This window comes from Nocardioides faecalis (assembly GCF_018388425.1).
Lineage (GTDB): Bacteria > Actinomycetota > Actinomycetes > Propionibacteriales > Nocardioidaceae > Nocardioides > Nocardioides faecalis.
The window spans coordinates 2852865-2866033 of sequence record NZ_CP074406.1 but is presented as its reverse complement, the minus strand read 5'-3'; the positions used below and the strand labels follow the sequence as shown (position 1 = coordinate 2866033).

Genomic DNA, 13169 nt, shown 5'->3' with positions numbered 1-13169 from the left:
ACGTCGTCCGGCGTGCTGGGGCGGAGGAGACGCTGAGCGCCCTCAGCGGCGCGCTGCGGCCCCAGCGGCCCTCACTGGCACCACTGGCGCCGTCATCGCCGTCGGAACCGCGCCAGGTGGACCGACGGGTCGTAGTCGGGATCGCCGTCATTGACGTGCAGGTACTGCTCGAGCACCGCGCCCCGGGAGGTGTCCTCCAGCGCATTGAACAGCAGCCGCTTCGTGGTGCGCACCGCCCACGGGGAGTTGGCGGCGATCGTGGCGGCCAGCTCCGTCGTGAACGCGCTGAGCTCCGCGTCGGGGACCACGTGGTTCACCAGCCGCATGCGCAGGGCGGCCTCGGCGTCGTACAGCTGGCCGCTGAAGAGGATCTCCGCCGCCACGCCGGGGCCGACCAGTCGCGGCAGGAGCCAGGTCGCCGCCCCGGTGTCGGTGATGGCACCGAGCTTGGCCGCCGGGTGGCCGATGCGCGCGCTCGCGCCCGCGACCCGGATGTCGGCCTGCAGCGCGAGCTCCAGGCCGTAGCCCACGGCCGGGCCGTTGATCATGGCGATCACCGGCTGCGGCATCGCCGTGAGCGTCCAGAGCCCTGGCGCCGCGACGACGGAACCGCTGGCGGGCGGTGAGTCGTCGGTCAGGAACGTGTCCTCACCGGCCAGGTCGGCGCCCGCGCAGAAGGAGCGCCCGGCCCCGGTGACCACGACGACGCGCACGTCGTCGCGAGCGGACATCTCACGCGCCGCGGTGTTGATCTGCGCGATGCGCTCGAAGGTCACCGGGTTGAGCCGGTCGGGGTCGTTCAGCGTCAGGAAGCCGATGCCGTCCTCGACGCGGCTGAGCACGAAGGAGGTCACGGAGGGCTAGTCCCGCAGGGGGTCGCTGACGACCACGTCGCCCATCGCGACCGTGAGGCCCACCCCGAAGCGCTCGATGAGGAGACCGGAGTCGGCGCGCATCTCCGCCCACTCCGGGGACCCGGTGCTGGCCTGGAACGCCTCGCGGTCCGCGAACGCCATCTCCGCGATGCGGTAGTGCAGCGGCTCGGCGCCCTCGAACGAGTCGGAGGTGACGGACTCCGCGATCGACTCGAGGTGCGGGACGCGCGCGGCCAAGGGGAAGTGCACCTTCTCGTAGTGCTCCTCGAAGGCCGCGACGTCCTCGGCCTTGGGGGCGGACCAGAACGCGTAGAGCTTGTACATCGGATCTCCTCTATCGGTGGGTGGGTGCGTGCAGCGTGGGGACGGCCCGGCTCACCACTGGTTCCAGTGGATGACCTCGTCGGGTGAGGGCCGCAGGGCCGGCTTGAAGTCGATGCCCTTGGTGAAGGCGAGCGGGGACATCGACCCGATGGTCACCGAGTCGATCGGGATGCCGAACAGGTCGTGCACCCGCTGCTCCTGGAAGAGGCCGACGGTCGTCCAGGAGGTGCCGAGGCCGCGCAGGCGCGCGGCCAGCATGAAGGACCACATGCCCGGCAGCACGCTGCCGAGCAGGGTGGTCTTGGCGATCGGTGCGCCGCCCTCGGCGCGGCCGACCGCGCACGCGAGCACGATCGCCGGCGCGCGGTGGAAGGTGTCGGCCAGGAACTCCGCCGAGCGCGTCGTACGGCCCTGTGACTCGTTCGCCTCGGGGGTGGCCTTCTCGACAGCGCCGATGTACGTCGGCAGCTTCTTGTACTGCTGCTCGAAGGCGTCGCGGTAGATCTCGCCGAAGGCGGCGCGCTTGTCCGGGTCGGTGACGACCAGGAACTGCATCAGCCACCGGTTGGAGCCCGAGGGCGCCTGGAGTGCGGTCTCGACGCACTCCGAGATCAGGTGGTCCGGCACGGGGCGGTCGAAGTCGAGCCGCAGCCGCACGCTGCGGGTGGTGTGCAGCAGCTCCTGGGCGGTCAGGTCCAACAGCTGGCCTTCGTTCGGGTACGTCATGCCGGTCTCCTCGAGGTCGGGGGTCTCAGGTGTCCGTCTCGCCGTGGGCGAGGCGTGAGCGCAGCACCTTCTTGTCGAACTTCCCCGTGCCGGTGCGGGGCAGAGCGTCGAGGAAGACGTAGCTGTCGGGCAGCCACCACTTCTCGAAGCGGTCCGCGAGGAACTCGTTGAGCTCCTCGGGAGCGACGTCGGTGGTGGTGACCACGCAGGCCAGGGGGCGCTCGCTCCACCGGGGATCGGGCACCGCGATCACCGCGGCCTCGAGCACGGCCGGGTGCGCCAGGAGGCCGGACTCGAGGTCGGCCGAGGAGATCCACTCGCCGCCGGACTTGATGACGTCCTTGGCCCGGTCGGTGATCCGCAGCCAGCCGCGCTGGTCGGCCGTGCCCACGTCGCCGGTGCGCAGCCACCCGTCGTGGAACGTCGCCTCGGTGGCCTCGGGGTTGCGGTAGTACTCGGTGGCGACGATCGGGCCCCGGATCTCGATCTCCCCGACGGCGATGCCGTCGGAGGGCAGCACGTCGCCCGCCTCGTCGGTGATCCGGACCTCGTAGAGCGGACTGATCCGACCCGCCATGGCGCGCCGGGTCCAGCGATCCTGGCCGCTCGGGCGCGGCGGGTCGTGGGCGACGGTGGCCCCGGGCAGGATCTCGGTCATGCCCCAGCCCTGGACGATACTGACGCCGTAGTGCTCGTCGAAGGCCCGCATCAGGGTCGGTGGGACCTGGGTGCCGCCGACCAGCACGTTCGACAGCGTGCTCAGGTCGCTGTGGTGCTCGTCGGCGTGACGCAGCACGTCCATCCAGATCGTGGGCACGCCCGAGGAGCCGGTGATCTTCTCGTCCTCGATCAGTCGGACCAGGTGGGCGGGCTGCAGGTAGCTCTTGGGCAGGATCAGGTCCGCCCCGAGCATCCCCGCGATGTACGGCATGTTCCAGCCCATCGCGTGGAACATCGGGACGACCGAGAGCAGACGGTCCTGCTCGGAGACCCGGAACGTGTCGTGCGCCCCCATCACCAGCGTGTGCAGCATCAGGGTGCGGTGGGTGTAGGCCACACCCTTGGGGTTGCCGGTGGTGCCGCTGGTGTAGCACAGCGCGGCGTCGAGCCGTTCGTCCAGCTCCGGCCACTCCACGGTGGCGCCCTGGTGTGCGGCGAGCAGCTCGTCGTAGCGGATCACCTGCGGGACGCCACCGATGTCGCCGGTGCCGTCGGTGCCGTCGGTGTCACCAATGTCCCTAGCGCCTATGACGACGACGTGCTCGACGGTGCGCAGCTCGGGCAGCACGGCGGCGATGCCGGCCACCAGCGAGTCGTCGACGATCAGGACACGGTCGCCGGCGTGGTTGATCGTGTAGGCGACCTGCTCAGGCGACTGGCGCAGGTTGACGGTGTGGAGCACGGCGCCGAGGCAGGGGACCGCGTAGTAGGCCTCGAGGTGCTCCTGGGAGTTCCAGGCCAGGGTCGCGACCCGGTCGCCCTGATCGACACCCAGGCTCCGCAACCCGGCGGCGAGGCTGTCGATGCGCGCACCGAGGTCGGCGTACGTCGTACGGACGGTGCGCCCGTCGTCGTCGACCTGCGTGACGACCTCGCTGCCCCCGTGCACGGTGCGCATTCGCCGGAGCACGTGGGTCAAGGTGAGCGGGAAGTCGCCTGCGTGCATCGTCGGTTCCTCCGGTCCTTCGAGGCGGGCCCGAGGATGGCGCATCGCCACTGAAGCCGACCGTTCGTTCGGATGCTCATGTGACTGTAGTCACAGTTGTCCTGTGGCAGTCAATGGGCGTATTCGACGAGAACAACCGTTCGGTCGACTACGGGGTCGGCGTCGTGGGCGGGCCTGTGAGCGGAAAATCCGAGCACCTCCGCGAAGTGGCGCGGGGACCGGGTCGGGCCGCTTATCCTCGACGTTCTTCATGAATAGGGAGATCGCAGGGGGCTGTCTTGGGGGCTGACGTCGGTGTCGAGCGCGCGCTCGAGGGGCCTTGGGCCGCGTTGAAGGGTGAGCTCCGGGCCTTCCGGGAGGAGGCCGGCAGTCCCAGCTACGGCGTGATCGCCGAGCGGATCTGTGCCGCACGGATCGCACGCGGGCAGGACGCCTACGCCGCCAGGATCGGTCGGACCACCGTCTACGACGTGTTCATGGCCGACCACCGCCGGATCAACCTGGAGCTGGTCCGCGAGATCGGGGCGGCGCTCGGCGCCCCCGAGGACCTGGTGCAGGAGTGGATCGACGCCTCTCGCCGCAGCCCGGTGCGGGCCGAGCAAGCGGGCGGGGAGGCGTCGTACGGCGAGGGGGAGGAGCCGGCTCCGGCCGTGGAGCCTGTCCAGGCCGAGACGCCGGTCGCCCGCTGCGACATGCCGGCGGGTCCCTCGCCGAGGCAGGTGCTGCTGCTCCTGACCGTCTGTCTCGGGCTCAACCACCTCGGTTCCTGGATCACCGACGTGATGCCCGTCCAGCTCTACCTGGACATGACCGGGACCGCGATCGCCGCGATCGCCCTCGGGCCCTGGCGGGGCGCGGCGCTCGGCTACCTCACCGTGATCGGGACCTATGCGCTCGGCCACGGCACCGAGGCGCTCTACTTCGGGCTCGTCCAGGTCGCCGGCGCGCTGGCGTGGGGCTACGGCGTGCGCTGGGGTGCGGGAAGGACCGTAGGGCGCTACCTCTCGCTGAACATCGGCGTCGCCGCGCTGTCCACCGCGATCGCAGCGCCGCTGATCACCTTCCTCTTCGCCGGTACGACGCGGCACGGCACCGACGCGCTGTACGAGTACATCCAGGCGACCGGCTCGACGCTGTTCACCTCCGTCGTCACCGCCAACCTGCTCACCTCCGTGCTGGACAAGATCCTGAGCGGCAGCGTCGCGCTCGTGGTCCTCGCGGTCCTGCCGGCGGTGTTCCGGTGCCGGCTCCCGCTCGCCGCCGCGCTGCACGACGCCTCGCAATCCGGCTCCTCGCAGCCCGGGGACGACCCAGGAGGCCCACGGTGAGCGACGCAGCCGCCCGGGTCCACCTGCGGACGCCGCGCACCACCATCCGGCCGGCGACCCTCGCCGACGCCGAGGCGACCTGGGCCTACCGGCGGCTGCCCCAGGTGTATGAGTGGCTGACGTTCGCGCCGGTCTCGCTCGAGCAGTGGTCCGGCCTGCTCGCCGAGCCGTTCCGGCGGGAGCGCACCTTGGTCGTCGAGCACGACGGCGCGGTGGTCGGCGACCTGTACCTGCACCTGCAGGACGCCTGGGCGCAGGCGGAGGTCCTCGCGAGCGCTGCCCGCACCCAGGCCGAGATCGGCTGGGCGATCGATCCGTCGTACGGCGGCCGGGGCCTGGCCACGGAGGCGGTGGATGCGTTGGTGGCGTTCTGCTTCACCGACCTCGGGCTGCGCCGCGTGGTGGCGCAGTGCTTCGCCGACAACGAGCCGTCGTGGCGGTTGATGGAGCGGATCGGGATGCGCCGGGAGAGTCACGCCCTCGCCGAGTCCCTGCACCGCAGCGCGGGTTGGCTCGACAGCTACGCCTACGGGCTGCTGGCCGAGGAGTGGCGAGCACGCCACCAGCCCGGCGGGGCGTGACTAGGGTGCGCACGTGAAGCACACGGGAGTCGTCGCGCTCAACCACGTCGGCATCAGCGTCGCCGACCTCGACCGGGCACGCACCTTCTGGATCGACGGCCTCGGTGCGCACGACCACGGCGGCTGGAGCTGGCCGGTGGGCACCGCCCCGGCGGACGAGTCGCTGGCGACCACGGACACCTCCGCGGACGTGCTGCTGCTGCGCACCGAGACCGCCTTCCTCGAGCTCTTCGCGTTCGCCACCCCCGTGCCGCAGCCGCGACCCGCCGGCGCACCCGGTGTCGTGGAGCTGACCTGGGCCGTCGACGACGTCGCCCAGGCCCTGGTTCAGGCCGTCGCCGCCGGCGGCACGTCGGACGAATCAGGGGACGGGTCAGCGGATGCGGACCGGGTGCGCTGCCCGGACGGCACCCCGGTGCGGCTGGTGCCGGCCGACGGGGCCGGCAGAGGCCTGGTCGGCGTGCGGGTCCAGGTGCCCGACGTCGCCGCGCACCCGCTCCCGGCCGTGCCCGGCCCGGTGCGGGTCGAGGTGGTCGCCGGCGCCGACGCGGCACCGGCGGCCGCGGTGGACCTGGGCGTCAACCACCTGTGCCTCGACGTGGCCGGCATCGCCGAGCTGCGCGCCGCGTTGGACCGCCCCGACGGGGTCGGCTGGCACCACCCGGTCACCGAGTCCAGCGGCGGCATCGCCGCGGTCTGCTACGGCACGAGCGCCGACGGGGTGCTCGTCGAGCTTCTGGAGTCCCGCAGCGACCAGGCGTTCCTCGCCCGGTGCCGCCTCACCCACGGCTGAGGCAGGCGACCGCCGAGGACGCTCAGCGTCGCCGCCAGCCGGTGCGGCCCGCGAGCCAGGTGAGCACCGCCGGGGGAGTGGTCCGCACCACCAGCGCCGCCTGCCGCGGCACGATCGCCGTACGACGCCCCGACTCGATCGCGTCGGCGCACAGCCGGGCCACGACCGGGGTCGAGCTGCGCCCGCCGAGCAGGATGCCGGCCTTGGGGATCCGCTCCTGGGTGCCGGGGTTGTGCTCGAAGTAGGGCGAGTCCACCTCGGCGGGTGCGAGCAGGGTGACGCCCACGCCGGTGCCGCGCAGGTCGGCACGGACCTGGCCGGCCAGGGCGCGCATCGCCCACCGCGCCGCGGAGTAGCCCGCGGAGCCGGGCACGTGCAGGAAGCCGGAGACCGACGTCATGTAGGCCAGCTGTCCGCTGCCGCGCGCGATCATGGCCGGGGCCAGTGCCCGGGTGAGCTCGAACGCCGCCAGGTAGGGCACCGCCATCATCGCGGCGGCCTCGCCGGCGGGGGTCTCGTCGACGGCCAGCCAGCGTCCCGCGCCGGCGTTGTGCACCACCACGTCCGGCACGCCGCCGGCGAGCACCTCGTCGGCGACCCGGGTGCATCCCTCGGACGTGGAGAGGTCACCGCAGACGACCTCGGCGTGGGGCAGGTCGGCAGCGAGCGCCTCCAAGGCGCTGCGCGTGCGCGCCACCAGCACCACGCGCGCACCTCGCCCGGCGAGCTCGCGCGCGAGGGCCGCGCCGATGCCGCTCGACGCCCCGGTGACCACGACCCGCCTGTCGTTGACCTTCATGCGGGCATCGTGACGGAGGAGGGGCGCCGGCCGCAGCGAATCACGCGAGCCTTGACGGACCGGGGACGTGCCCGACCCGTCAAGGCCGGCGGGGTCAGGCCAGGATGCCCTCCGGGGCCGTGCGCTGGTGCCGGTAGGGCAGCAGCAGGGCCGCCACCACGGCCAGCGCGCAGATGCCGCCCGAGACCGCGAACGCCACCAGGTAGCCGTTCTCGGTCGGCAGGGGCAGTGTCTCCATCGCGTGTGCGGCCAGGATGGCGCTGGCCACCGTGGTGCCGATCGAGCCGCCGATGGAGCGCAGCGTGGCGTTGACGCCGTTGACGATGCTGGTCTGCTCCGGCGCGACGCTGTTGTTGAGCAGCGTCGGGATGGCGCCCATGGACAGGCCCAGCCCCAGGCCCATCAGGCCGGCGGCGACGTAGAAGTGCCAGTGCTCGGTGTGCCAGACGAGCATGAAGACGTAGGTCAGGGTGGCCACGGCCGCGCCGAGCACCAGCGGCCACTTGGGGCCGACCCGCTTGATCAGCGCGGAGACCGCGGCGGCGGCGACCAGCGTGCCCAGGGTCAGCGGCAGCAGGGTCAGGCCCGCGCCGAGGGCGTCGGTGCCGAAGCCGTAGCCCACGGCGCCGGGGGTCTGGACCCACTGGATGACCAGCACGAAGGCGCTGAACATGCCCGCGCCGAGGATGAAGGCGGTCAGGTTGCTGACGAGCACGACCGGGTGACGCATCATCGTGATGTCGACCAGCGGCTGCTTGGCCCTGCCTGCGCTGAACAGCCAGGCTGCCAGCAGCACCACCGAGCCGGCGAACAGGCCGAGCACCGAGCCGGAGGTCCAGCCCCACTCGGGGCCGCGGTTGATGCCCAGCACCAGGCACACGAGGCCGCCGCTGAGGGTGAGCAGCCCGGCGACGTCGAGGTGGAAGTCGGTGCGCTGGTGCTCGGCGAGGTGGATCAGGGTCGCGGCTCCGACGAAGCCGCCGGCGGTGACGAGGGCGGCCAGCCAGAACATGCCCTGACCGCTCATGCCGGCCTTGAGCAGCAGGCCGGAGAAGAGCAGGCCGGCGCCGGCGCCGACGCCGGTGAGCGCGGAGAGGAGCGCCACGCTGGAGGGCACCTTCTCGGCGGGGAAGACCGAGCGGATCACGCCGATCGCCAGCGGCATCGCGGCCATGCCCGTGCCCTGCAGGACCCGTCCGACGAGCGCGACGCCGAGGCCGCCCGCGGTGGCGACGACGACCGAGCCCAGGGTGGTCAGGGCGAGCACCACCAGCAGGATCCGCTTGCGGCCCAGCGCGTCGCCGAGCGAGCCGAACAGTGGCGTGAAGACGGCGGCGGCCAGCAGGTTGGCGGTGATCAACCAGGAGCCCTGCACGGTGGTGACGTCGAGCGCGGCGGAGATGTTCGCCAGGCTCGGCATCACCATGCTCTGCATCACGACGATGGCGAAGGTGGACAGCGAGAGCACCAGGAGCACCGCGGTGGGGTGCGAGGCGGTCCGGCCCGGGGTGGGGGCCGTGGGCGCCGGTACGTCGGAGGTGAGTGTCATCGAACCGTTCTCAAGTAAGTAGTCAGTCAAATACTTGAGCAGAATAGATGACAGCGGCAACCATCTCGGTATCGACGTCGTGTGCCGCGCACCCGCGCCGACCTCCTCGACGCCGCACGGCGCCTGGTCGCCGAGCACGGGAGTCACGGGGTGAGCACCCAGATGATCGCGGCGGAGGCGGGCGTGAACCAGGCGCTCGTCTACCGGTACTTCGGGTCGAAGGGGCGCTGCTCCTCGAGGCGGTCGGGCAACGGGAGTCCCCGTTCGGCCAGCTGCTCGCGGACGCACCTGCCGAGGAGCTGACGAGGCCGAGCTCGCCCCGTTGATCGAGGCGGTGCTCGACCTGCTGGTCCGCGGTGAGCCGGGCGAGGGGAGCGTCAGCCCGCCGCGCGGGTGATGGCCTCGGTCACGGGCACGTCGCCGCCGACCAGGTTCCACTGCTTGCCGTAGGTCTCCGGGCGCTCGAGGACGCCCGCCAGCACGGCCGCGACGTCGGCGCGCGGCACGTCGCCGCGGGGCACGTCGTCTCCGAGGGCGACCCTGCCCGTGCCCTCGGTGTCGACCAGCCGGCCGGGACGCAGGATGGTCCAGTCCAGCCCGCTGGCGCGCAGCGCGGCGTCGGAGTCGCGCTTCGCGGCGACGTACGCCGCCCAGACCTCGCCGGCCTCGGCGGGAACGGGGGAGTCGACGTCGATGGCCGAGACCTGCAGGAACCGGCGGATGCCGAGCCGCTCGGCGGCGGCGATCGACTTCAGCGACCCCTCCAGGTCGACGGTCCGCTTGCGCTCGACGTTGCCGTCGGGGCCGCCGCCGGCGCTGAACACCACCGCGTCCGCACCGCGCAGCGCCTCGACGAAGGCGTCCTCGTCGGACGCCTCGATGTCGAGCAGCGCGACCTCGGCGCCGAGCGCCTCCAGGCCGGGCCGCTGCTCCTCGCGGCGCACCAGCGCCACCGGGGTGTGCCCGGCCTCGACGAGAAGGGGGTGCAGCAGGCGGGCGATGTTCCCGTTTCCTCCGACGACAGCGATACGCATGCCTCCACCGTACGGAGCGGCCAAGGTCTCCAGCGGCGGGTCAGCGACCGCCGGTCACAGCCTGGGCTCGGCGTAGAACTTCACCGAGGACAGCGGGCGGACCAACTTGCGCACCCCGCGCGGGTGCCCGGCGCCGCCTCGGGTGCCGACGTTGCCCTCCAGGGTCACGATCGTGTTCTGGCGCACCGCGAGGATGAGCACGGCGTGGTGCGGGGTGCTGCCGATGAAGGCGATGCGGCCGACCTTCGGGGCGCTGCGGACCTGGCCGCGGGCCCGGACCTTGGAGATCATCGCGGGGAAGCTCTTGGCCCGCGGGATCGCGTCCCCGCTGCCGCTGGCGTGGCTGGCCCAGGCGAGGAAGATCCCGCACCAGGGCTGCTTGCTGCCCACCCACTTGCCGTACTTGCTGCCCCGGTACGTCGGCTCCCGGTAGCCGCGCTGGGACAGCGCCGCGGCGAGGATCGGGGTGGCCTTGGTGCGGCCGTAGGCGACCGCCACCTTCTTGCGGGCCTTGTTGTTCAGGTAGATGGCGCCGTTCTGGAAGCGCTGCACACACGCACCCTCGAGCAGCCCGCAGCGCATGTCGACCACGGGCGCGCCCAGGCGGCCCTCGACGCCGCCCTTGCGGAGGTAGGCCTTCAGCATCCGGCCGCGGACCAGCCAGGTGGAGCTCCCGACCTGGGCCACCACGGCGCGGGCGTGCCGCTGGTAGACGACCTGGGACCCGAGGCGACGCGTCGTGACGGCCGCGCCGCGCGCCCGGCCGGTCACCTGCGCCAGGGCCTCCTGGCGTTGCGCCAACGTCCGGGCGCGCGTGGTGCGGGCGACCTTGATGCTGCGGGAGCCGACCTTGCGCTCGACGGTCACCGCGCGATAGGTCGTCGTGCGGCTGGGCCGGTCCGAGACGACCACCGTGCCGCCGGAGCCGGTCGTCTTCCGCGCGACCTCGCGCCAGGAGCCGTTGCCGGTGCGGGACAGGACACGGATCTTGACCTTGGCGATCGCTCGACCGCCGCGGCGCGCCTCGACCCGCAGGAACACCTCTTCACCGGAGCGGAAGTCGGCGGCGGTGCTGCTCAGCTTCAGCGCGGTGGCCCTCGCCGCCGAGGCCGGCGGAGGCGGCAGCAGGGCCGCCGCGACGGCGAGGACGAGACCGGTGGTGGCGAGGGTCAGGGCGAGTCGGGGCACGAGACGGGGCCACGAGGTCGACGGCACATTGCTCCTTGGGTCCGAGAGTCCGAGGTGGCGACAGGTTAAGGGACCGCCCCAACCTTCCCTCCAGCCCCATCCGCCCACCCGGCCCTGGCTCGGTCAGGCGGGTGGGCGCACCGTGAGGGTCTGCGCGACGATGCCGACCGGGCCCTGCTCGTCGTGCAGCACGGCCGAGGTCAGGCCCATGCCGGTGGCGCCGAAGGTGACCGTGACGTCCAGGCCGACCCACTCGCCGACCGGGTGGCGGTGGAAGTGCGCGGTCACGTCGAGGTTCGGGAACGCGACCTTCGCCGGGTCGGCCCGCACCGCGGTGCCGTTGCTGACGTCGATCATCCCGGCGGTCGCAGCGAAGCGGCTGACCTCCTCGTCGGCGACCAGGGCGTGCGGCGTACGGAACCAGGCGCTCGCCCGGCCCGGGGCGTGCTCGGTACGACGCGCCTCGATCGACGCGATGAACCCTCCTCGCCACAGGCCGGCCATGTCCCACGGCGGAGTCTGCTCGGGCCCGGGGATCGGCTCGACCGCGGTGCCCGCCAGCGCCGCGGTGTCGTACGGCTCGGTGAGCCAGGCGCGCAGCACGACCACCGCGCGGCCCTCGCTGCGTGCGGTCGCCTGGACGAGCTCGATCGTGCGGCCGGGACGCAGGACCTCGACCTCGACGTCGATGGCGGCGAGCGGGACGGTGCCGAGGATGTCGTAGGAGAGCCGGCTGATCACCAGGTCCGCTCCGCGCCGCCGGTCGCGGTCGCGCTCCACCTCGTGCGCGAGCACCCCGAGCGCGGGAGCGATGTGCTGGGTGCGAAGGTCCCAGGCGCCGCCGACGTGCTCGGTGGGGGTGAAGGTGTGTGCTGCGGTGCGGTGCCAGTAGGCCACGGCGTTCATGCTCCCTGTCTCGCGAAAGGCGCCATTGTGGCCCGAGGCCGCTGCGGTGGAGGCGCCCGGGGGAGGGGGCGGCTGCCTAGGGTGAGCCCATGACCGAGTGCGTGTTCTGCGCGATCGTCGCCGGTGACGCCGCGGCCGAGATGGTGCTCGACGAGCCGGACCTGGTGGCCTTCCTGGACCGCCGCCCGGTCTTCAAGGGCCACGTGCTGCTGGTGCCCCGCACCCACGTCGCGACCCTGCCGGACCTGCCCGCCGGGCTGCGCGAGCCGTTCCTGGTCGCGGCCCAGCGGCTGGCCGCCGCGGTCGTCGACGGGCTCGGCGCCCAGGGCAGCTTCGTGGCGATCAACAACACCGTCAGCCAGTCCGTGCCGCACCTGCACCTGCACGTGGTGCCGCGCACGAAGGGCGACGGCCTGCGCGGCTTCTTCTGGCCCCGCCGCAAGTACGGCGACGGCGAGGCCGCCGAGCACGCGGCCCGGCTGCGCGCAGCCCTGCCCGCTGTGTGAGGACCGGCCCCGGGCGGGTGCGCTCCGCGTAGGCTGCCCCCGATGTCGCCCGGGCGCTCCGGGTGAGCAGCACCGAGTGAGAGGGAAGCACACATGGGTCGTTTCGACGGGCGTATCGCCGTCATCACCGGTTCCGCGCGGGGCATCGGGTTCGGCACCGCCACCCGGTTCGCCGAGGAGGGTGCGTCGGTGGCGATCGTCGACCTCGACGAGTCCGCCGCCGCCGAGGCCGCCGCCCGGCTGCCGCTGGTCGAGGGCGCGAAGGCGATCGGCGTCGGCGCGAACGTGTCCGACGGCGCCTCGGTCGAGGCCGCCGTCGAGCGCGTGGTCAGCGAGCTCGGCGGCATCCACGTGCTGGTGAACAACGCCGGCATCACCCGCGACAACCTGCTGTTCAAGATGACCGAGGAGGACTGGGACCTTGTCATGGGCGTGCACCTCAAGGGCGCGTTCTTGATGTCCAAGGCCGCTCAGAAGCACTTCGTCGAGCAGCGCTACGGCAAGATCGTGAACATCTCCAGCGTCTCCGCGCTGGGCAACCGCGGCCAGGCCAACTACTCCGCGGCCAAGATGGGCATCCAGGGCTTCACCCGCACCCTCGGCATCGAGCTCGGCCCGTTCGGCATCAACGTCAACGCGGTCGCCCCCGGCTTCATCGTCACCGAGATGACCGAGGCCACCGCGGTGCGGCTGAAGATGGAGCCCGACGAGTTCTTCAAGCTCAACGCCGAGGCCAACCCGGTGCGCCGGATCGGCTACCCCGAGGACATCGCCGCCGCGGTCACGTTCCTGTCGGCCGACGAGTCGTCGTACATCACCGGCCAGACGATCTACGTCGACGGCGGCGTCTCGCTGGGCACCTGATCGCAGCGCCTGCCGTGCCTGACGAGCCGC

General features: G+C 72.4%; 15 protein-coding genes. 6 read left to right on the top strand and 9 right to left on the bottom strand.

Going from position 1 to position 13169, the window contains the following annotated elements; translation table 11 throughout:
* Positions 1 to 92 precede the first annotated feature (92 nt).
* From KG111_RS13415 to KG111_RS13400, 4 genes are read right to left on the bottom strand one after another with little or no spacing between them, the layout of a single operon-like run.
* Positions 93 to 854, bottom strand: coding sequence for an enoyl-CoA hydratase/isomerase family protein (locus tag KG111_RS13415; RefSeq protein ID WP_205292147.1), 762 nt, complete (start codon positions 852 to 854; stop codon positions 93 to 95).
* Positions 855 to 860: 6 nt separating this feature from the next.
* Positions 861 to 1199: an EthD family reductase gene (locus KG111_RS13410; protein ID WP_205292146.1), complete on the bottom strand. Its 339-nt coding sequence runs from the start codon at positions 1197 to 1199 to the stop codon at positions 861 to 863.
* 51 nt (positions 1200 to 1250) lie between these two features.
* Positions 1251 to 1925: a nitroreductase family protein gene (locus KG111_RS13405; protein WP_205292145.1), complete on the bottom strand. Its 675-nt coding sequence runs from the start codon at positions 1923 to 1925 to the stop codon at positions 1251 to 1253.
* A gap of 25 nt (positions 1926 to 1950) precedes the next feature.
* The gene (locus KG111_RS13400; RefSeq protein WP_205292144.1) at positions 1951 to 3591 is read right to left on the bottom strand and encodes a long-chain fatty acid--CoA ligase; all 1641 of its coding nucleotides are present in this window, start codon (positions 3589 to 3591) and stop codon (positions 1951 to 1953) included.
* Between the two features lie 278 nt (positions 3592 to 3869).
* On the opposite strand from KG111_RS13400, the gene KG111_RS13395 reads away from it, so the two are divergent.
* The 3 genes from KG111_RS13395 to KG111_RS13385 are packed head-to-tail and all read left to right on the top strand — an operon-like array spanning position 3870 to position 6293.
* Positions 3870 to 4919, top strand: a complete 1050-nt coding sequence (locus KG111_RS13395) for an ECF transporter S component (protein WP_205292143.1) — start codon at positions 3870 to 3872, stop codon at positions 4917 to 4919.
* Positions 4916 to 5500, top strand: a complete 585-nt coding sequence (locus tag KG111_RS13390; RefSeq protein WP_205292142.1) for a GNAT family N-acetyltransferase — start codon at positions 4916 to 4918, stop codon at positions 5498 to 5500. Before KG111_RS13395 ends, KG111_RS13390 begins: the two co-directional genes overlap by 4 nt.
* 13 nt (positions 5501 to 5513) lie before the next feature.
* On the top strand, positions 5514 to 6293 hold the full coding sequence (locus KG111_RS13385; protein ID WP_205292141.1) for a VOC family protein: 780 nt from the start codon (positions 5514 to 5516) through the stop codon (positions 6291 to 6293).
* Positions 6294 to 6315: 22 nt separating this feature from the next.
* On the opposite strand, the gene KG111_RS13380 is transcribed toward KG111_RS13385, so the two are convergent.
* Both KG111_RS13380 and KG111_RS13375 read right to left on the bottom strand, forming a co-directional pair.
* Positions 6316 to 7092, bottom strand: coding sequence for an SDR family NAD(P)-dependent oxidoreductase (locus tag KG111_RS13380; RefSeq protein WP_205292140.1), 777 nt, complete (start codon positions 7090 to 7092; stop codon positions 6316 to 6318).
* Between the two features lie 94 nt (positions 7093 to 7186).
* On the bottom strand, positions 7187 to 8641 hold the full coding sequence (locus KG111_RS13375; protein WP_205292139.1) for an MFS transporter: 1455 nt from the start codon (positions 8639 to 8641) through the stop codon (positions 7187 to 7189).
* Positions 8642 to 8722: 81 nt separating this feature from the next.
* Here KG111_RS13375 and KG111_RS18580 point away from each other — a divergent pair, with 81 nt between their 5' ends.
* Positions 8723 to 8944, top strand: a complete 222-nt coding sequence (locus KG111_RS18580) for a TetR/AcrR family transcriptional regulator (RefSeq protein ID WP_205292138.1) — start codon at positions 8723 to 8725, stop codon at positions 8942 to 8944.
* Positions 8945 to 9018: 74 nt separating this feature from the next.
* On the opposite strand, the gene KG111_RS13365 is transcribed toward KG111_RS18580, so the two are convergent.
* The 3 genes from KG111_RS13365 to KG111_RS13355 form a co-directional block, all read right to left on the bottom strand.
* The gene (locus KG111_RS13365) at positions 9019 to 9675 is read right to left on the bottom strand and encodes an SDR family oxidoreductase (RefSeq protein WP_205292137.1); all 657 of its coding nucleotides are present in this window, start codon (positions 9673 to 9675) and stop codon (positions 9019 to 9021) included.
* 54 nt (positions 9676 to 9729) lie between these two features.
* Positions 9730 to 10890 carry an LGFP repeat-containing protein gene (locus KG111_RS13360; RefSeq protein WP_205292136.1) on the bottom strand — a complete coding sequence of 387 codons (1161 nt, stop codon included), beginning with the start codon at positions 10888 to 10890 and terminating at the stop codon, positions 9730 to 9732.
* A gap of 96 nt (positions 10891 to 10986) precedes the next feature.
* On the bottom strand, positions 10987 to 11769 hold the full coding sequence (locus KG111_RS13355; RefSeq protein ID WP_240195932.1) for a thioesterase family protein: 783 nt from the start codon (positions 11767 to 11769) through the stop codon (positions 10987 to 10989).
* A gap of 89 nt (positions 11770 to 11858) precedes the next feature.
* Here KG111_RS13355 and KG111_RS13350 point away from each other — a divergent pair, with 89 nt between their 5' ends.
* Both KG111_RS13350 and KG111_RS13345 read left to right on the top strand, forming a co-directional pair.
* On the top strand, positions 11859 to 12275 hold the full coding sequence (locus KG111_RS13350) for an HIT family protein (protein WP_205292135.1): 417 nt from the start codon (positions 11859 to 11861) through the stop codon (positions 12273 to 12275).
* 93 nt (positions 12276 to 12368) lie between these two features.
* The gene (locus KG111_RS13345) at positions 12369 to 13139 is read left to right on the top strand and encodes an SDR family NAD(P)-dependent oxidoreductase (protein WP_205292134.1); all 771 of its coding nucleotides are present in this window, start codon (positions 12369 to 12371) and stop codon (positions 13137 to 13139) included.
* The last annotated feature ends 30 nt before the right edge of the window (positions 13140 to 13169 follow it).